The sequence below is a fragment of the Pseudomonas frederiksbergensis genome (assembly GCF_001874645.1).
Classification (GTDB): domain Bacteria; phylum Pseudomonadota; class Gammaproteobacteria; order Pseudomonadales; family Pseudomonadaceae; genus Aquipseudomonas; species Aquipseudomonas frederiksbergensis_B.
Window position 1 is genome coordinate 143,235 of sequence record NZ_CP017886.1, and the last position, 18,482, is coordinate 161,716.

The following is an 18,482-nucleotide window of genomic DNA, read 5'->3' on the forward strand; positions in this document are numbered from 1 at the left end:
CGTCAATGCGTGAACCGGCTCATCCGAGACTGTGCCAGACGCGACCGTCACGGGTCAGTAATTCATCAGCAGCGTCAGGGCCATTTTCACCGGCAGCGTAGGTCTGCACACTGGCGTCCTCCTTCCAGGCATCAAGGAACGGTTGAACTGCGCGCCAGCCATTTTCAATATTGTCAGCACGCTGAAACAGCGTCTGATCACCGGTCAGGCAGTCGTAGATCAAGGTTTCATAACCGGTGGACGGTTGCATCTCGAAGTAATCCTTGTAGGCAAAACCCAGCTCGATGTTAGCCATGTTCAGCGCCGGCCCGGGACGTTTGGCCAGCAGGTCGAACCACATGCCTTCATTGGGCTGAATCTGGATCCTGAGGTAAGTCGGTTGCAGCTCATCGACTTCGGTGTCGCGAAACTGCGCGTAGGGCGCAGGCTTGAAGCAGATGGCGATTTCGGTGTCGCGTACGCTCATTCGCTTACCGGTGCGCAAGTAGAACGGCACGCCGACCCAACGCCAGTTGTCGATCATCACCTTGAGCGCGACGAAGGTTTCCGTCGTGCTGTCTGGCGCGACATTGGGTTCCTCGCGATAACCGGCCAACGGCTTGCCAGCGATTTCACCGGCGACATACTGGCCGCGTATCGAGTTGGCTCGCGCCTCTTCGGTGGACCAGGGACGAATCGCCCCGACCACTTTGGCTTTTTCACCTCGAACCGCATCGGCGCCAAATGCCGCCGGTGGTTCCATCGCGACCATCGCCAGCAACTGAAACAGGTGATTGGGCACCATATCCCGCAGCGCACCCGTGTGTTCATAAAAACTGCCACGGGTTTCGACGCCAACGGTTTCTGCAGCGGTGATTTGTACGTGATCGATGTAATGGTTGTTCCAGAACGCTTCGAACAGGCTGTTGGAGAACCGGCTGACCAGAATGTTCTGCACGGTCTCCTTGCCCAGGTAATGGTCGATCCGGTAGATCTGCTTTTCCGTCATGACCTTGAGCAAGCATGCGTTCAAGGCTTCTGCGGTGTGCAGGTCGGAGCCAAAGGGCTTTTCGATCACTACCCGGCGGAAGGCGTCGTCCCCCTCCTCCAGCAGCCCGGACGAACCCAGCCGGCGGACCACTTCACTGAAGAAGCGCGGCGCGGTGGCCAGATAGAAAACCGCATTGCCGGTACCACTCTCGGTGATTTTTGCGGCCAGCGCCTGATAGGTGCTGTCGTCGAGAAAATCGCCCTGGACATAGCTGATGCCCTTGGCCAGCGTGGCCCAGAGCACCGGGTCCAGGGGATCATGGCCGTTGCCGACCTTGTTGGCCGCCTCGGTACGAATGAAGTCTTCGAGCTTTTTGGCGAAGTCCGCATCGCTGATCGCGTTGTGGTCGACGCCGATGATCCGCAGTCCATCACCGAGCAAACCATCACGACTGAGGTTGTACAGCGCCGGCATCAGCAAGCGCTTCACCAGGTCGCCGTGGGCACCGAACAGAAACAACGTGGTCGGCGGTGCAGGTTGTGCCTTGGATTTCTTGCGGATCGAGGTCATTTTTTCGGAGTCTCGACATGGCCGCCAAAGCCGAAGCGCATGGCCGACAGCAACTTGTCGCCATAAGTGCTTTGCTGACGCGAACGGAAGCGGGCAAACAGCGAGTTGGACAATACCGGTACTGGAACCGATTGCTCCATGGCCGCTTCGATGGTCCAGCGACCTTCGCCGCTGTCAGCCACGGCACCGGAGTAGCCATCGAGTTTCGGATCGCTGGCCAAGGCATCGGCCGTCAGGTCCAGCAACCACGACGAGACTACGCTGCCACGACGCCAGACTTCGGCAATATCGGCCACGTTCAGATCAAAACGCTGATCTTCCGGCAGGTTCTCCGAGGCTTTGGTCTTGAGGATGTCAAAACCTTCGGCAAACGCCTGCATCATCCCGTATTCGATACCGTTGTGAATCATCTTCACGAAGTGCCCGGAACCTGCAGGGCCGGCATGAATGTAGCCACGTTCGGCACGACCATCTTCGGCAACCCGGTCCTTGGTCCGGGGGATATCACCCAGGCCTGGCGCCAATGCGTCGAACAGTGGGTCAAGGCGATCAACCACATCAGCGTCACCGCCGATCATCATGCAGTAACCGCGCTCCAGCCCCCAAACGCCGCCGGAGGTGCCAACGTCGATGTACTTCAGGCCTTTTTCCGACAAGGTTTTCGCGCGGCGGATATCGTCCTTATAGAAGGTGTTGCCGCCATCGATGATCACATCGCCGGCCTCCAGCAACTGGCTCAAGGTGTCGATGGTTTCTTCGGTTGGCGCGCCCGCTGGCAGCATGACCCAGACCGCTCGGGGTTTATCCAGTGCCGCGACCAGCGCTGGCAAGTCCGCAACGCCAGTGGCGCCCTCTTGACTCAGGGTGTCAACGAACGCGGTGTTGCGGTCATAGACCACAGTGGTGTGCCCGTTGAGCATCAGGCGCCGCGCAATGTTGCCGCCCATGCGGCCCAGTCCGATAATCCCCAGTTGCATGTGCTGATGCTCCTTACTACAAATAAAGGTGTGCCAAAGGTTATAGCGCAATGAGCCTGATTAAGGTTAGTCCAGAGCGCTGCAACATAGTTTCCGGACGATTTGCCCGAGCTATAGGGATAACGTCCCAAACGTTGGCGAAGACACAGGGACCACGAAAAATAAAAAAGTTCCGTGAATAACAAAAAAAACCAACATCGGCACCGATCTGCAACGGCCTTACAGCAGCTCGCAGCTGATCCACACCTGGCCGGGGGGGCTGGGGTGAGGGGTAGATTTCAGATAAGAAAAGAGAGCCCACACGCTGAATTCTCTTAACTGACTGGCACTCCCCCCAGAGGCGCCCTTCTTTGTTTAAAGCGACTTGGTCCAGAACAACATGCGGCCGTGAGCGGGATCGAACATGCCCGCAGAAAACCCGAACTTGCTGTAGGAGCCCTGTGCTACCGCGTTGCCTTCCAGCACTTCCAGAGTGATTTTGCAGCAACCGCGCTGACGGGCAATGTCCTCGACCTTCTGCAGCATTTTCTGGCTCAGACCCAACCCACGAAATTTTCCGACCACCGAAACGTCGTGGACGTTGACCAGTGGGCGGCAGGCAAAGGTCGAGAAACCTTCGAAGCAATTCACCAGCCCGGCAGGCTCCCCGTGAACAAACGCCAGGACACTGAACGCATGAGGTCGCTTGGCCAGTTCGCCGGGCAGTTGCTGCAGGACATCCGCCGATAACGGTGTACCACCGCCCATCGGGTCTTGAGCGTAGTGATTCAGAACAAGGCTGATCGCTTCGGCGTGTATCGGGTTGGTGTAGCTGGCCTGGAGTACCAGGATTTCTGCGGATTCCATTTCCATCCTCGATCAAACAGTGAGAGTCCATCCCTGCGCGCATTACGGGTCAGCGCTGGGTCAGCCGACCTTAGCGTGCCTGGAACACTGCGGACAACCGCCAAATCATCACTGCCCGGTGTTTTTACCGCAATGCTCGACAGAGCAACGTCCTTCGTCGCCCCGGGCACAAAAAGCAGGAGCTTTCCGATTTTTGCGAAAGCTAAATACACAGAGCATAAACAACAAATCCGCCGACACACCCTAAACATCGCTACACCACTGATAAACAGGGACTTTGCGAGCATAGCTCGATGAATGACTCGCTGTAGGACTCCTACAACAAGGTTTTATCCGTCAACCAAAAGCATTGACATGGCGTTTATATCCGGCAACTCTTGTACCCAACACAAACAAAAAACATGAGATTGCCAACTATGAGTCACTCGCCTTTTCCTCTCGTCGAGATCAGCGGCACCCCCTTCGAACGCGGTATCCAATACGGCCAAGCGGTCAGTCAACACATTCACAAAAGCATCGAGATCTACTCAGTCCAACTGCTGAAGATGGGTTACACCTGGGCCGACATCCGTGGCTTTGCCAATGAGTTCGTGCCCAGCATCGAAGCCTTCGAGCCGCAGTACGCGGAGGAAATGCGCGGTATCGCCGAGGGTGCGGGCTGCGATTTCGAAGCCATCGTGCTGATCAACGCCCGCACCGAGATCATCCAGTTGGGCCGGCGCAAGGCACGTCTGCCCGATCCGGATGGCTGCACCGGGGCGGTGATTTTGCCGACGGCTTCGGCCGAAAACGAAGTGATTCACGGACAAAACTGGGACTGGCGCGCGGAATGTGCCGAGAGCGCCATTGTGTTGAAAGTCCGCCGCGAAGACGGCCCGGATGTACTGACCTTCACCGAGGCCGGTGGCCTGGCACGCAACGGCTTGAACTCGATAGGCACCGCCATCACCGCCAACTACCTGGAATCCGAACGCGACTACACCCAGATCGGCGTACCACTGCCATTCATTCGTCGCAAGGCGCTGGAAGCTGCGCACTTCGCGTTGTCGATCAAGGTGGTCGCCACCACGCCAAAATCCACCTCCAACAACATGATGCTGAGCCACGCCGGCGGGTACGCGATCAATTTTGAATGCGCCCCGGACGAAGTCTTCCCGATACAAGCCGAACAGGGATTGCTGGTACACGCCAACCATTGGCAGAGCCCGGTAGCACTGGGCAAGCTGCGTGAAGCCGGATTGAACAGCGTGCCGGAAAGCCTCTACCGCGATGTGCGCGTGCGGCAGATCCTCAGCGAAACGCCTGGACAGTTGACCGCCGAGCACCTGAAAAAAGCCTTCTTCGATGACTTCGGCACCCCTTGGGCGGTATGTCGCCCGCCGCTTTCCACCATGGCCGGCAACCTGTCGGCCACTGTAGCCATGGTGGTGATGCGTCCGGCCAAGGGGTTGATGGAGGTCGCACCGTTGCCGGCCGTGAACCGCGAATTCACTGCCTACTCGCTGGCCATGGAGGGCGACATCAACCGCTACCTCAAGTAACCCACGCTAGACCCACGCCTTCCGGGCGGCACGACTAGAACAATGACAATAAACAACTAACGGTTTGCGACGTCTGCCGGTTCCAACCGTCGCAAACCGCCCATGGAGCATCACTCCCGTGCATACACTCACTCGTATCGCCCTGACACTAGGGTTCAGCAGCCTCGTCCTTGGCAGTCTCAGCGCCGAGGCCGCCAGCACCCTGCGTGTAGCGCTTAACGCGGACATTCGCAGCACCGACCCCGGCGTCAATCGCGACGAAAACACCGACGCGGTGATTCTGCACATCGTCGAAGGCCTTGTGGCTTACCGCGAAGACGCTTCCGTCGGCATGCTGTTGGCCAGCAAGGTCGAGGTATCGGCGGATGGCCTGGTGTACCGCTTCACCCTGCGTGACGGGGTGAAGTTTCATAACGGTGCCACCCTCACCGCTGCCGACGTGCTGTGGACCTGGAAACGTTATCTCGACCCGCAGACCCAGTGGCGCTGTCTCGCAGACTTCGATGGCCGAAGCGTGGCGAAAGTCGCCGACATCAGCGCTCCAGACCCATTGACCGTGGTCTTCACCCTGGACAAACCCAATGGCTTGTTCCTTGCGCAAATGTCCCGTTCCGATTGCGGCGGCACCGCAATCCTGCACCCGTCTTCTGTCGACGCGCACGGCAAATGGCAAGCGCCGATCGGCACCGGCCCGTTCAAGCTCGCCGAGTGGAAGCCGGGGCAATACGTCGATCTGCAACGCTTTACCGATTACAGCGCTCGCCCGGAAACCAGCACCGACGGCTACACCGGCAATAAACAGGCATTCATCGACGACCTGCGTTTCATGGTGATTCCCGATGCCGCTGCTGCCAAAGCCGCGCTGCAATCCAAAGGTGTCGACGTGCTGCCCGATGTCACGGTGATGGACGCCCGCGAACTCGGCGCCCTGCCGGGCATCAAGACCTCCAGCAGTTCCAACATGTCGCTCAACGCCCTGCTGTTCCAGACCCGCGATCCACTGCTCAAGGACGTTCGCATTCGGCGTGCCATCGCGCTGTCGCTGGACACCGAACAAATGGTCCAGGCATTGACCGAAGGCACCTCCCACGCCAACAACTCGGTGGTGCCAGGCACCAGTCCCTACTACAAAGACGTTCAGAAGCAAGGCTACACAGCCAACATCGAAGAAGCCAAACGCCTGCTCAAGGAAGCGGGTTACAACGGCCAACCCTTGAAGATCATCACCAACAAACGCTACCAGAGCGTGTTCGACATGGCGGTACTGAGCCAGGCCATGGCCCAGGCAGCCGGGCTGAACATCGATATCGAAACCCTCGAATGGGGCACACAACTGGAACGCTACCAGAGCGGTGCGTACCAGATCATGGCGTTCTCCTATTCGGCGCGTTTCGACGCGGCGCTGAACTTCGAGTCGGTGATGGGCGACAAGAATCAGCAGCCACGCAAGGTCTGGGACAACCCCCAGGCACAGGGCTGGATGCTTGAGTCCATGCGTGAAATCGCTCCGGTCAAACGTCAGGCGCTGTTCGATCAGTTGCACCAACAGATGCTCGCCGATGTGCCGATGGTGGTGATGTACAACGGCAGCACCGTCGGAGCCTTTCAGGTTCGGGTCGAAGGTTACCGCTCCTGGCCCATCGCCAAACCGCGCCTGTGGGGCGTGAAACTGGCCGAGTAGGAGATCGATCATGTTGCGATTTATCGCTCAACGCCTGGCACTGTCGGTGCCGACCCTGTTGCTGATCTCCGTGGTGGTATTCGCGTTGATCCGCTTCATCCCTGGCGACCCGGCGCTGTTGATGCTCGGCGATATGGCCGACCCACAAAGCCTGGCCACCACCCGCGCAGCATTGGGGCTGGATCACTCGATCGGCGTGCAGTTCGTCTATTGGTTGCAGTCGGTGCTCAGTGGCGACCTCGGCGTGTCGATCACCAGCAAACAACCAGTGCTCGAACTGATCCTCGACCGCTTCTCGGTCAGCGCCAGCATCGTGCTGGTGGCGGTTCTGCTGGCGGCGTTGATTGCCGTTCCAGCAGGCTTGTTCGCAGCCTGGAAGCAGGACAGCGCGCTGGACCTGGGGCTGGTCACCGGCGCGACCCTGCTGCTGTCGATTCCCAGCTTCTGGCTCGGCTTGCTGTTGCTCTACGCGTTCGGGATCAAACTCAACTGGCTGCCCGTAGTAGGTTATGTGCCGTTCGCCCAGAACCCCGGTGAAGCCGTGACCTATCTGGTGCTGCCGATTGTCACCTTGACGCTGGTGGAATTGGGGGCCATTACCCGGATGGCCCGGGCCAGCACCATCGAAGTGCTGCGCCTGGAATACATCGCCCACGCCAGAGCCAAGGGTTTGTCAGAGCGCGTGGTGCTGTGGCGTCACGCACTGCCAAACGCCTTCGCGCCGACCTGGACCTTGATCGGCTTGATCCTTGGCAATTTGTTGGGCGGCATCGCGGTACTGGAAACGGTGTTCACCCTGCCCGGTATTGGCCGTTTGATGGTCGATGCGATCTACGCTCGCGACTACCCCGTGCTGCAAGGCTGCCTGCTGTTGATCACGTTCATCTACGTGGCGGTCAACTTGCTGGTGGACCTGCTCTATCCAGTCTTCGACCCAAGGGTGAGCTTATGACCGCGTCCGTATCTTCCGTGTCCATCAGTGCTACACCTGCGCGTCGCCCGTTGCATTGGCCTCCAGCGAACGCCTTGATAGGCGGCACCTTGCTGGCCCTGCTGATCAGCATGGCGCTGCTCGGTGTGTTCTGGACACCTTATGACCCGCTTAAAATCGATCTGCTGTCCCGCCTCAACGCACCCTCGGCGCTGCATTGGCTAGGCACCGACGAGTTTGGTCGTGACGTGCTCAGCCGCTTGATCATCGGCGCGCGCAGCAGTTTGTGGATCAGCCTGCTGACCGTGTGCCTGGCGCTGTTTTTCGGCAGCCTGATCGGCATGCTCGCCGGTTACCTGCGGGGTTGGACCGATCGCTTGCTGATGATGATCAACGACGCCCTGCTGGCCTTCCCCGGCATCCTGATGGCGTTGGGCTTGATGGCGATCATCGGGGCCAGCCAGTACGGCATCGTTTTGGCCTTGAGCATCGCCTACACGCCATCAGTGGTTCGGGTGGTGCGTGGCAGTGTGCTGTCGCTGCGTGAACGCGAGTTCATCGAAGCCTCACGGGTCATCGGCAATTCGGAGTTCTACACGCTGTATCGACATGTTGCACCCAACTGTGTCGCGCCGCTGTGCGTGCTTGCCACCAGCATGTTCGGTTGGACGCTGCTGTCGGAAAGCGCGTTGAGCTTCCTCGGCCTGGGTGTTCCGCCACCCGCGGCGACCTGGGGCAACATGCTCGCCGCCAGCCGCCCGTACATTGCCAACGCCACCTGGCTCGGCCTGTTTCCGGGGTTGTTCATCGCCCTGGCGCTGGTCGCCATCAACCTGTTCGGCGACGCCCTGCGCGACCGCCTCGACCCGCGAATGAGCCGTTGATCATGCCCAGTCAAAAACCCTTGCTTGAAGTTGACCATCTGCTGATCCGCGCCGGTGCCGAAGGCCCGTTGGCGGTCAACGGTCTGAGTTTCACTGTCGCGCCCGGCGAGATTGTCGCGCTGGTGGGTGAATCCGGGAGCGGCAAGACCATGGCCGCTCGCGCAGCAATTGGCCTGCTGCCACTGCCGATGGAGGTGTGTGGCGGCGCGATCCGCTTCGAAGCCCAGGACCTCAATCAGCTGAATGGCGCGCGACTGCGTGAGATCCGCGGTGCGCGAATCGGCATGGTGTTCCAGGAACCGATGGTTTCGCTCAACCCGGCCATCCGCATCGGTGAGCAAATGGCCGAGGGCCTGCGCCTGCACACCGACCTGAACACGGCACAGATTCGCGAACGCTGCGTGGACATGCTCACACGCATCGGCATTGCCGACCCCGCGCGCTGCCTGAGCGCCTATCCCCATGAGTTCTCCGGCGGCATGCGCCAACGGATCATGCTCGCCTCGGTGATGCTGCTGCGCCCGGTGCTGCTGATTGCCGACGAACCCACCACCGCGCTCGATTGTCTGGCGCAACTGGACGTGATTGAACTGATGCTGGAGCTGACCCGCGAGCAAGGCACGGCGATTCTGTTCATCAGCCACGATTTGTCGCTGGTGGCGCGTTATGCCCACAAGGTCGTGGTCATGCGCCACGGTCAGGCGGTGGAGCAAGGCTCGATCAATCACATTCTGTTGGCCCCACAACACGCTTACACCCGCCAACTGCTTGAAGCGCTGCCCAAGCGTGGCGAACTGGCCGCGTTGCCGGCGGCCGAAAAACCTTTGGTGGAAATCTCTGGCGTCAGCATTGAGCATCCAGGTCACGCGCGGTTCTGGGGCAAACCACAACCCAAGCGCGCCGTGCACAACGCCAACCTGAGCATCGCCCCCGGTGAAACGCTGGCGTTGGTCGGGGGCAGCGGCTCGGGCAAAACCACACTGGGCCGTGCGCTGGTGGGACTGGTCAAACCCTGTGCCGGCGAGATCCGCTTCAAGGGCATCGATATCCTCAAGGCCGGTCAGCGTGATCATCGGCTGCAATGCCAGATGATCTTTCAGGACCCCTACTCGTCCCTTGATCCGCGAATGCGCATTGGCGAAACCCTCGCCGAACCGTTGCGTCATCTGCCGGAGCTGAGCGCAGAACAAAAACGCCAGCGCGTCGCCAGCACGCTGGAGGACATCGGTTTATCGGAAGCCTTCATGGAACGGTTTCCCCATCAACTGTCGGGCGGACAGCGCCAGCGGGTGGCCATCGGCCGAGCGCTGGTGCGGCACCCGCAACTGGTGATCGCTGACGAACCGATTTCGGCGCTGGACATGACCATCCAGAAACAGATCCTCGAACTGTTCGAGCGCTTGCAGGCGCAGTACGGCTTTGCCTGCCTGTTCATTTCCCATGACCTGGCGGCCGTCGAACGCATCGCCCACCGGGTGGCGGTCATGCACCAGGGCCATATCGTGGAAATCGGCAGCCGCGAAGCGGTCTTCGATAAGCCCTTGCATCCCTACACCCGCCAATTACTGGCGGCCGCGAGCCCACTGGAACAACTGGCGGGCGGCGGTTACCGCCTCCGACCAACACCCGCAAACCTGCAGCCCACGCCTTAGTTAATCACTGACTTCACCTCAGGCACTTCAGACACCGCTGAAGGCGCCCATGGCAAAGCCATGCCCGAAAAAACAACAAAGAGCCCTCACAGGAGCCAACACCATGAATGCACGACTCATGCAGCACTTGACCTTGATCGGTGGCACCAGCCTGCTGCCGATGGCCGCCGAAGCGGAATTCCTCAAGGACAGCAACGCCACGCTGGACCTGAAAAACTACTACTTCAATCGCGACTACCGCGAAGGCGACGGCCAGTCCAAGCGTGATGAATGGGCCCAGGGCTTTCTGCTGAACCTGCAATCGGGTTACACCGAAGGCACGGTCGGTTTTGGCCTGGACGCACTCGGCATGCTCGGGCTCAAGCTCGATTCCAGCCCGGATCGCTCCGGCAGCGGTTTGTTGTCCCGGGAAAGCCAGGCCGAAGTTGGCAAGCCGAGCTACGCCAGGCGTGCCCACGACAGCTATTCCAAGATTGGCCTGACCGCCAAGGCCCGTATTGCCAAGAGCGAGCTGCGTGTCGGCCATTTGCTGCCCGACCTGCCGCTGCTGCAACCGAACACCAGTCGGGTGCTCCCGCAGAGCTTCGAAGGCGTCCTGCTCAGTTCCAGCGACATCAAGGGCCTGACCTTGCGCGGCGGGCAGATCGATCAGGTCAAACAGCGGGAATCCACTGATTACGAAAAGATGGGTTTGACCAGTCAGAGCGGTGCCTACAAGAGTTCGGCAAAAAGCGATGAATTCCGTTTCGGCGGCGCTGATTACCGGTTCAACCCAACGCTGACCGGCAGCTATTACTACGCGCAGCTTGAGGATATTTATCAGCAGCACTATGTCGGCCTCAAGCACAGCCTGGCGCTGGGCGGCGGCACACTGAAAAGCGATATCCGCTACTTCAGCGCCGACGCTGCCGGCGCGGGTCTGGCCGGCACCGTCGACAACCGTGCCTTGAGCACGCGTTTCATGTATGCAATTGACGGACATTCCATCGGTGGCGGCTTCCAGCAGCAGTACGGTGAGACACCGTTTGCGTATGTCGACGGCAGCAACACCTACCTGTTCACCGAGTACCAACTGAGCAACTTCTCGCAAACCAAAGAACGCGCCTGGCACGCCCGCTACGATTTTGACTTCGCTACGGTGGGCATACCGGGGCTGCTGTTCTCCACGCGCTACGCCAAGGGCGATCAGGCGCAGATCAGGAAATTTGTCGGCGAAGGCCGAGAGTGGGAACGTGACATCGACCTGGGCTACACCCTCCAGAGCGGCCCGCTGAAGAACGTCAGCGCCCGCTGGCGCAACGGTATGAGCAAAAGCAACTACCAACGCGACACCCACGAAAACCGCTTGGTCCTCAGTTACAGCGTCAAGCTGTGGTAAGACGAAATTAAAGATCGCAGCCTTCGGCAGCGCCTACATCCATCTCCAGCGTAGGAGCTGCCGCAGGTTCGGGCCGCGTTCGGACGATCTTTTTTGACCTTAATCCCGCGGCACAAAGCCTCAGGCATCGGCAAAGCGCTGTAATTGCATTTCTTTCAGCCGGCTGTGGGTCCGGCGAAACGGGAACTCCAGGTAACCCTCGGTGTACAGCTCATCCATCGGCACCTGCGCGTCGAGGTACAGCGGCACTTTGCGGTCATAGCACTCGTCGACCAACGCAATGAAGCGCCGCACACTGTCGTCGTGTACCGACAATTGCGGCAGTTCACGGTCGCCGGCCTCGACGCGCTCAGCGCCATCCTCGGTGCCTCGGGCAATGCGGCCGGGGCGTTGATGGGCACTGAGATTGGGGACTTCGCTCAACAAAATAGCGCTGAAGCGATCACACAGCGCCATAAAGTCCATCGCTGCAAACGGCTGCTCGCACAGGTCCGCGTAACGGCACCAGAGCACGGTTTCACTGGCCTTGACGGCAGTGACCGAGCGATAGCCGATGATCACCGGATCGCTGGATACCGGCTGTCCTTCCGTCAGTTGTTTGAACACCTCACTCATCGGATCAGGCTGACCGGGCGCGCTGACCCAATAACGTTGCAGGCCTGCACCAGGATGCAATCGGTGATCTTCGCCACCGTCCACCGCCACCACCTGCATGTGGCTTTTGATCGCGGCAATCCCCGGCAAAAACCGGTCACGGTTGAAACCGTCTGCGTAGAGCTGTTCCGGTGGTTGATTGGAGGTGCAGACCATCACCACGCCTTCGTCGAACATCACCTGGAACAACCGCCCGAGAATGATCGCGTCGCCGATGTCATTGACGAACAACTCGTCAAAACACAGCACCCGCACATCCCGGCTCAGCTCACGGGCCAGCGCTCGCAGCGGGTCGGCGGTGCCGGTCAGTTGAAACGAGCGCTGGTGCACCCAGCCCATGAAATGATGGAAGTGCTGACGCCGCGCCGGAACACGCAGGCTTTGGTAGAACTGATCCATCAACCAGGTCTTGCCCCGCCCGACGGGTCCCCAGAGGTAAACCCCGGTGATCGGCATTCGGCCCTGATGCAAGGCATCGTGACACTGCTGCAACGCCAGAACGGCGTGCTCTTGCGCGGCATCCGGTACGAAGCCTTTTTGCGAGAGGGCGTACTGGTAAGCGCTGAGGGGCGATTCGAAAGTCATACCGGCCTGCTTCGAAGCGGAAAGCGCGAAGTATGGCATGTGTTAGTCGGCGGATGATCGTTCCCACGCTCCCGCGTAGGAACGATCAACGGGGGATTAGAGCGAGATATCGAGTCGGGCAATTTTGCCCTGTTCGTTCAGGCGGAACACATAGCGCAGTTCCAACGGGCTACCCGGGAACGTGCCGGAAATCAGGTTACTGACCAACACTTTGCCGGTGCGTTGTTGCACGTCCAGCACTTGGACCCGGGGTTGATAACGGCGTGCGGTGTCTTCCATCCACTGCGCAATGGCTTGGGTGCCCACCTGATGGGCGCCCTCATCGAACACGTTGGCATTCTCGGCGAAAAAGCTGGCGACCGCCGAACTGTCACGGGCATTGGCGGCAGCAATATAGGCAGCAATGGCGGGTGCGAGTGAAACGGCTGGGTTCGACATGATGCGGCTCCTTGTGGGTTGAATCTGGAGCCATGCTAAAGCAGCGCTGTGTCAGTTCTTGTCAGGAGTGAAACGCCCTGCTTCATCCAGTTGCATCGCCTTGCGCCAAGCGCGCAACACTCAACACCTCATCGCCTCGCTGATCGACATAGCGCAACCCCAGCACCACCGCTTCGGTCTCATCGGCATTGAGCATCAGCGGCGGCAGAAACAAACCGCTGCGCAGCACATAGCCGATGCCCGCTTCACCAAAGATTGGCGCGCCGAGGGCCGTCAGTTCCGCGATATCGCGATACAGCGTGCGCTCTGATATCTCCAGTTCACTGGCCAGTGTCGCCGCCGTCACCGGACGACTTTTACTGCGCAGCACTTGCAACAAGGTCAACAAACGACTGGTACGCGACACGATCAACGGCTCTGTGGAACGAAGGTCGACGGAGCTTAGCAGAGGCCACTGTCAGAAACTGTCAGCAGCCCCCCCTAAAAGATCGCAGCCTGCGGCAGCTCCTACGGATTTGCGTACGGATTCAACTGCTCGGCGTAGGAGCTGCCGCAGGCTGCGATCTTGGCGATTTACTGGGATTAGCGATCGACCTTATGCCTGGCCGCATACAAGCAGAGCATCTCCATCGCCAGCGTCGCTGCCGCCAGTGAAGTGATTTCCGCGCTGTCATATGCCGGCGCGACTTCCACCACGTCCATGCCCACCACGTTGATCCCGCGCAGCCCGCCGAGAATTTCCAGCGCTTGCACCGTGCTCAAGCCTCCGCACACCGGTGTACCGGTACCAGGCGCGAACGCCGGGTCCAGGCAGTCAATGTCAAAGGTCAGGTACACCGGGTGATCGCCCACCCGGGCGCGTATCGCCTCGATGATCGCGTCACAACCGCGCCGATGCACGTGCCTCGCGTCCAGCACTTCAAAACCCTGGTGATCGTTGTTGGTGGTGCGCAAGCCGATCTGCACCGAACGCGATGGATCGACCAGACCTTCCTTCGCCGCGTGCCAGAACATCGTGCCGTGGTCGATGCGCTTACCGTCTTCGTCCGGCCAAGTGTCGCTGTGCGCATCAAAGTGGATCAGCGACAAGGCACCGTGCTTGCGGGCATGAGCCTTGAGCAACGGATAACTGATGAAGTGATCACCGCCGAAGGTCAGCATCGCGCAGCCTGCCGTGAGAATTTTCTCGGCGTGAGTTTCGATGCTGTCCGGTACAGACTCCGGCATGCCGGAGTCGAAGGCACAATCGCCATAGTCAATCACCGCCAGATGATCGAACGGGTCAAACGTCCACGGCCAGTGACGTTCCCAGGCAATACCGGTCGACGCGGCGCGAATCCCGCGTGGCCCGAAACGTGCGCCGGGGCGGTTGCTGGTGGCAGTGTCGAACGGCACACCGCTAACCACCACATCCACGCCGCGCAAGTCGCGGCTGTAACGACGGCGCATGAAACTGGTGATGCCGGCGTAGGTACTTTCGGCGGCAGTCCCGTAAAGACTGTTGCGGGTGATGGCTTGGTCGTTCTGTTCAAAGATGTCCATGAAGCAATCCTTATTATTCGCGGCTACGGAAAGTGGTCCAGAGGCGGGTGCGCTGACGCATGTCCTTGAGGCTCATGGTCTGGTCGGCGTAAAGCCGGCCGCGTACGTCATCGGGCGGAAAGATGTCCGGGTCATTGCGCACTGCCGAATCAACCAAAGGCGTGGCGGCGAGGTTGGCGGTGGCGAAAAACAGCGTATTGGTCAGCGCGGCAACGGATTCGGGGCGCAACATGAATTCGATGAACGCTCGTGCAGCCTCTGGGTGCGGCGCATCCTTGGGAATTGCCAGATTGTCCTGCCAGACCAGCGTGCCTTGTGTGGGAATCCGGTAGGCGACCTCGAAGGTTTTGTTGGCCTTGCGCGCCTGATCGGCGGCCATGCTTGCATCGCCGTTGTAGGTCAGTGCCAGGCAAACACTGCCGTTGGCCAGATCGTTGATCTGTCGACCGCTGGCAACGTACAGCACGGAAGGCTGTAGCTGGTGCAATAAGGCTTCGGCAGCCGCCAGATCATTCTTGTCGGTGCTGTAGGGATCTTTACCAAGGTAATGCAGCGCAAGGCCGATGACTTCCTGTGGCGAATCGATGATCGCGATGCCGCAATCCTTCAGCTTGCTGGCGTATTCGGGCTTGAACAGCAGATCCAGGCTGTTGAGTGGCACGCCCGGCAAGCGTTTCTCCACGGCCTCGACGTTCATGCCCAGGCCCAGAGTGCCCCAGGTATAAGGCACGCCATAGCGGTTACCGGGATCGACCGCCGCGAGCTTGCCCAACAGATCCGGATCAAGGTTGGCGTAGCCTTTGAGTTGGTCGTGGGAAATCTCCTTCAACGCCCCGGCGGCCAGCCCACGGGCCAGCACGCTGGAAGACGGCACCACCACGTCATAACCGCTGCCGCCGGTGAGCAGTTTGGTTTCCAGCACCTCCGGTGTGTCGAAGGTGTCGTAGCGCACATGGATACCCGTTTCCTGCTCGAAGCGTTGCAGGGTTTCAGGCGCCACATAGTCGGCCCAGCTGTAAAGATTGATGACCTTTTCTTCGGCCTGCGCCGATATGGCCGCAGCCAACATCAACGCGGGAAACGCAAACCTGAGAGCCGTAACCATGACAAGCACCTGAGCGATTGAAGTGCTTGCAGCTTGCAGCGGAAGATACATTGGTAAAATGTTAAGTTTATTATCCTGACTTTCATCAAGAGTAATGTTTGATGCTCGGTCAACTGCATGATCTCGACCTGCACCTGCTGCGGCTGTTCGTCAACGTCGTCGAATGCGGCGGCTTCAGCGCGGCCCAAGGTGAGCTGGGCCTGAGCCAATCGAGCATCAGTCAGCAGATGGCCAAGCTGGAAACCCGTCTCGGCTATCGGTTGTGTAGCCGTGGCAAAGGTGGGTTCAAGCTGACGCCCAAGGGTGAACAGTTGCTGTTGGCAACCCGGGGGCTGTTCGAGTCCATCGAAGCGTTCCGCCATCAATCCAACGGCGTGGCCGGGCGGTTGATCGGCGAGGTTCGCGTGGGGTTGTCCGAAGCCCTCGATCATTCCGTGCTGCAACAGGTCGCCGAGGCGATTCGGCGCTTTCGTGAACGGGATGAGTCGGTGCGTATCGAGCTGATCAGCGCGATGCCGGGGGAAATGGAACGGCTGTTGTTGCAACAACGGCTGGACCTGGCAATCGGTTATTTTTCCCAAGTGCAAAGCGCCTTCGACTACCGCCCGCTGTTCAGCGAAACCCAGCACCTGTATTGCGCGGCCGGGCATCCGTTGTTCAACAACGACGCCCCGGATGAGGAGGCGTTGCGCAACACCGACCGGGTCGATCACCCCTACCGCTTCCTGCGCAGCGACGAACCGCTGCACAGCACACTCAGCTCGGCGCGCTCGGAACAGGTCGAAGGCACCCTCGCCTTTATTCTTTCCGGCAAACACGTCGGCTACCTGCCCGACCATTTCGCCCGCTCGTGGGAAGACAAAGGCTTGCTCAAAGCAGTTGGCCAGCCGGCGTTGAGTTTTGAGGTGACCTTCCACCTGGCCCGACACCGTGCGCAGGTGCCGGGGGATGCGCAGTTGGCGTTTGAAGAGGATGTGTTGGCGGCGTTTGCACTCGCGCCATAACACGCCCCGTTCAAATACGTTGGAGAGCCGCCCTCGTACCCGTAGCAGCTGCCGAGCCCGCGAGGCTGCGTTCGAGGACGAAGTCCTCGCAAACCCTGCATATGCGGTTTACCTGAGCGAACGTGTTGCCTGATTTTACGACTGCTTCGCAGCCGAACGCAGCCTCGCGGGCTCGGCAGCTGCTACGAGTGTTTAAGCTTGCCATCGCAGTGCCCATCAGAGGCTACAACGCCTTGCGTCGCGCCCTACACCTGCGCCAGAATCCGCCGGCTTGTGCGCTTTGGGTCCCGCCTCTATCGTTTCCCTGTCGCTGACCAATCAGCGATCGGGTTTAGCAGCCCGGGTATTCTCTAGACGTACAGCGTCCACCGTTCATGAGCAGGTGTTTTTATGCCTGGCAGTTCATGTTATGGCGGCTTTGCGTGGGGCACTTCGGTGCGCCGGGTTCTAGAGTCCTGGTCTGCTAACCCGCGTACAGCCGCCACCCCCAATTCGTTTAGCAGCGATGTGTGGCAGCTCCACAACTCTAGGAGTTTTACCATGTTCAAGCTACTCCAAATCCCCCCGAAACCGACCCCGTTTCCCCCTACGCCTCCCTCGATTCCAAAGAACTCCACGCCGCCGCGCACCGTGCGCTCGATCACTACCTGGTGCTGCCCGAGACCAAGCAATTGCTAGCCGACCGACGCCCCGGCTGCATTTTCGTCATTGCCCCCGACGTCGACAGCGAAACCCTACTGGCCCACGCCTGTGAAACCCTCGCCTCGGCCAATGTCATGGCCAGCGATCTGGCGTTCGAGCTCGAAGGCCCCAAGCGCAATACCGCACTGGCGATTCAGCAGATGATTTCCCTGGCCGAATTGGCGGTGAATCGCGCACTGGACCACCTTGATCCACCTGAACCAGCGTAGTCGCCCATTGATCGCAGCCTTCGGCAGCTCGTGGGACACGTCATACGGCGAGCTGGCGCAGCCTGCGATCTTTTGATCTTGACCTTGTCGATACCCCATCCGCCGCCAAGATCGTCCGAACGCGGCCCGAACCTTTGGCAGCTCCTACCCCAATCGGGTACACCCGCAGTGTCGAAGCCATACGCAAATCCGTAGGAGCTGGCGCAGCCTGCGATCTTTTGGGCTTTCTCGGAAACATCCCGACAATGCTTCGCCTGACCCAGAACGACTGAACGAACTAGCGTGACCAGACAATCATTTTTTTGGAGGGCAAAGGATTGCCTATCGCTGCCAAAGGATGTCGACTGCGCAAGGCGCGGTTTTCTGAATCAGGTCATATTTATTTGCTGACTGCGGTCGTGCATCAGCGCCAACCGGTTTTTGCCGATTGGCGCACAGGGCGCCTGCTGGTCAATGAGTTTCGAGAGGCTGAAGAACGGCATCAGGTGATATCAATGGCGTGGGTGGTGATGCCGGATCACTTTCATTGGTTAGTACAGCTAGCGCACGGCAGCTTGGCCGAGCTGATGTGCCGTGTGAAATCACGCAGCAGTCGCTCGATCAATCTCATGCATAGATGCAGTGAGCGCCTTTGGCAGCGCGGTTATCACGACCGGGCATTACGCAGAGAAGAAGATGTAAAAGATGCAGCACGTTACATCGTGATGAACCCGTTACGCGCCGGGTTGGTCAGGCGGCTGGGGAATTATCCACTTTGGGACGCGATTTGGCTTTGAAGTGCAAAGATCAAAAGATCAAAAGATCAAAAGATCA

The 18,482-nt window shown here is 59.5% G+C and carries 15 protein-coding genes and 2 pseudogenes; 9 read left to right on the forward strand and 8 right to left on the reverse strand.

The genetic code is table 11. The features are described 5' to 3' along the window. Positions 1 to 19: 19 nt before the first annotated feature. From zwf to BLL42_RS00700, 3 genes are all read right to left on the reverse strand, one after another. Entirely contained in the window at positions 20 to 1,540 is a 1,521-nt protein-coding gene (gene zwf, locus BLL42_RS00690; RefSeq protein ID WP_071550246.1) for a glucose-6-phosphate dehydrogenase, read from the reverse strand. Then, the gene (gene gnd / locus BLL42_RS00695; RefSeq protein ID WP_269086217.1) at positions 1,537 to 2,541 is read right to left on the reverse strand and encodes a phosphogluconate dehydrogenase (NAD(+)-dependent, decarboxylating); all 1,005 of its coding nucleotides are present in this window, start codon (positions 2,539 to 2,541) and stop codon (positions 1,537 to 1,539) included. The genes zwf and gnd overlap by 4 nt, the downstream gene beginning before the upstream one ends. 330 nt (positions 2,542 to 2,871) lie before the next feature. Further along, positions 2,872 to 3,363, reverse strand: coding sequence for a GNAT family N-acetyltransferase (locus BLL42_RS00700; RefSeq protein WP_071550248.1), 492 nt, complete (start codon positions 3,361 to 3,363; stop codon positions 2,872 to 2,874). Between the two features lie 416 nt (positions 3,364 to 3,779). Between BLL42_RS00700 and BLL42_RS00705 the strand changes: the two genes are divergently transcribed. The 6 genes from BLL42_RS00705 (at position 3,780) to BLL42_RS00730 (ending at position 11,430) form a co-directional block, all read left to right on the forward strand. Next, a complete protein-coding gene (locus BLL42_RS00705; RefSeq protein ID WP_071550249.1) occupies positions 3,780 to 4,904 on the forward strand; it encodes a C45 family autoproteolytic acyltransferase/hydrolase in 1,125 nt (374 codons plus the stop codon). A 118-nt stretch (positions 4,905 to 5,022) separates the two neighbouring features. Then, positions 5,023 to 6,585, forward strand: a complete 1,563-nt coding sequence (locus BLL42_RS00710; protein WP_071550250.1) for an ABC transporter substrate-binding protein — start codon at positions 5,023 to 5,025, stop codon at positions 6,583 to 6,585. 10 nt (positions 6,586 to 6,595) lie between these two features. Continuing rightward, positions 6,596 to 7,537 carry an ABC transporter permease gene (locus BLL42_RS00715; protein WP_071550251.1) on the forward strand — a complete coding sequence of 314 codons (942 nt, stop codon included), beginning with the start codon at positions 6,596 to 6,598 and terminating at the stop codon, positions 7,535 to 7,537. Beyond that, complete coding sequence (locus tag BLL42_RS00720) at positions 7,534 to 8,400, forward strand: ABC transporter permease (protein ID WP_081427269.1); 867 nt, start codon at positions 7,534 to 7,536, stop codon at positions 8,398 to 8,400. The genes BLL42_RS00715 and BLL42_RS00720 overlap by 4 nt, the downstream gene beginning before the upstream one ends. A gap of 2 nt (positions 8,401 to 8,402) precedes the next feature. Then, complete coding sequence (locus BLL42_RS00725; protein WP_071550252.1) at positions 8,403 to 10,052, forward strand: ABC transporter ATP-binding protein; 1,650 nt, start codon at positions 8,403 to 8,405, stop codon at positions 10,050 to 10,052. 103 nt (positions 10,053 to 10,155) lie between these two features. Beyond that, positions 10,156 to 11,430 (forward strand): OprD family porin, encoded by a 1,275-nt coding sequence (locus BLL42_RS00730; RefSeq protein WP_071550253.1) that lies wholly within the window; start codon positions 10,156 to 10,158, stop codon positions 11,428 to 11,430. Positions 11,431 to 11,550: 120 nt separating this feature from the next. Here the strand turns inward: BLL42_RS00730 and zapE are convergent, their stop codons facing one another. The 5 genes and pseudogenes from zapE to BLL42_RS00755 form a co-directional block, all read right to left on the reverse strand. Next, positions 11,551 to 12,669: a cell division protein ZapE gene (gene zapE / locus BLL42_RS00735; RefSeq protein ID WP_071555661.1), complete on the reverse strand. Its 1,119-nt coding sequence runs from the start codon at positions 12,667 to 12,669 to the stop codon at positions 11,551 to 11,553. Between the two features lie 96 nt (positions 12,670 to 12,765). Further along, positions 12,766 to 13,107, reverse strand: a complete 342-nt coding sequence (locus tag BLL42_RS00740) for a nuclear transport factor 2 family protein (protein WP_071550254.1) — start codon at positions 13,105 to 13,107, stop codon at positions 12,766 to 12,768. A 112-nt stretch (positions 13,108 to 13,219) separates the two neighbouring features. Then, a pseudogene (locus BLL42_RS00745) lies at positions 13,220 to 13,513 on the reverse strand (helix-turn-helix transcriptional regulator); the annotation flags it as partial. Positions 13,514 to 13,689: 176 nt separating this feature from the next. Beyond that, a complete protein-coding gene (speB, locus tag BLL42_RS00750; RefSeq protein ID WP_071550257.1) occupies positions 13,690 to 14,649 on the reverse strand; it encodes an agmatinase in 960 nt (319 codons plus the stop codon). Between the two features lie 13 nt (positions 14,650 to 14,662). Next, on the reverse strand, positions 14,663 to 15,754 hold the full coding sequence (locus tag BLL42_RS00755) for a polyamine ABC transporter substrate-binding protein (protein WP_071555662.1): 1,092 nt from the start codon (positions 15,752 to 15,754) through the stop codon (positions 14,663 to 14,665). 101 nt (positions 15,755 to 15,855) lie between these two features. Between BLL42_RS00755 and BLL42_RS00760 the strand changes: the two genes are divergently transcribed. From BLL42_RS00760 to BLL42_RS00770, 3 genes and pseudogenes are all read left to right on the forward strand, one after another. Beyond that, the gene (locus BLL42_RS00760; RefSeq protein WP_071550258.1) at positions 15,856 to 16,758 is read left to right on the forward strand and encodes a LysR family transcriptional regulator; all 903 of its coding nucleotides are present in this window, start codon (positions 15,856 to 15,858) and stop codon (positions 16,756 to 16,758) included. A 545-nt stretch (positions 16,759 to 17,303) separates the two neighbouring features. Next, positions 17,304 to 17,669 (forward strand): annotated as a pseudogene (locus tag BLL42_RS00765) (DUF6124 family protein); the annotation flags it as partial. Positions 17,670 to 17,986: 317 nt separating this feature from the next. Next, entirely contained in the window at positions 17,987 to 18,445 is a 459-nt protein-coding gene (locus tag BLL42_RS00770; protein WP_071550260.1) for an REP-associated tyrosine transposase, read from the forward strand. Positions 18,446 to 18,482: the final 37 nt, after the last annotated feature.

Coding starts and splice junctions, on each gene's coding strand:
- BLL42_RS00740 (WP_071550254.1), bottom strand. CDS start 13,107: ATGTCGAACCCAGCCGTTTCACTCGCACCCGCCATTGCTGCCTATATT.
- zapE (WP_071555661.1), bottom strand. CDS start 12,669: ATGACTTTCGAATCGCCCCTCAGCGCTTACCAGTACGCCCTCTCGCAA.
- BLL42_RS00715 (WP_071550251.1), top strand. CDS start 6,596: ATGTTGCGATTTATCGCTCAACGCCTGGCACTGTCGGTGCCGACCCTG.
- speB (WP_071550257.1), bottom strand. CDS start 14,649: ATGGACATCTTTGAACAGAACGACCAAGCCATCACCCGCAACAGTCTT.
- BLL42_RS00725 (WP_071550252.1), top strand. CDS start 8,403: ATGCCCAGTCAAAAACCCTTGCTTGAAGTTGACCATCTGCTGATCCGC.
- BLL42_RS00755 (WP_071555662.1), bottom strand. CDS start 15,754: ATGGTTACGGCTCTCAGGTTTGCGTTTCCCGCGTTGATGTTGGCTGCG.
- BLL42_RS00720 (WP_081427269.1), top strand. CDS start 7,534: ATGACCGCGTCCGTATCTTCCGTGTCCATCAGTGCTACACCTGCGCGT.
- BLL42_RS00705 (WP_071550249.1), top strand. CDS start 3,780: ATGAGTCACTCGCCTTTTCCTCTCGTCGAGATCAGCGGCACCCCCTTC.
- BLL42_RS00700 (WP_071550248.1), bottom strand. CDS start 3,363: ATGGAATCCGCAGAAATCCTGGTACTCCAGGCCAGCTACACCAACCCG.
- BLL42_RS00730 (WP_071550253.1), top strand. CDS start 10,156: ATGAATGCACGACTCATGCAGCACTTGACCTTGATCGGTGGCACCAGC.
- zwf (WP_071550246.1), bottom strand. CDS start 1,540: ATGACCTCGATCCGCAAGAAATCCAAGGCACAACCTGCACCGCCGACC.
- BLL42_RS00760 (WP_071550258.1), top strand. CDS start 15,856: ATGCTCGGTCAACTGCATGATCTCGACCTGCACCTGCTGCGGCTGTTC.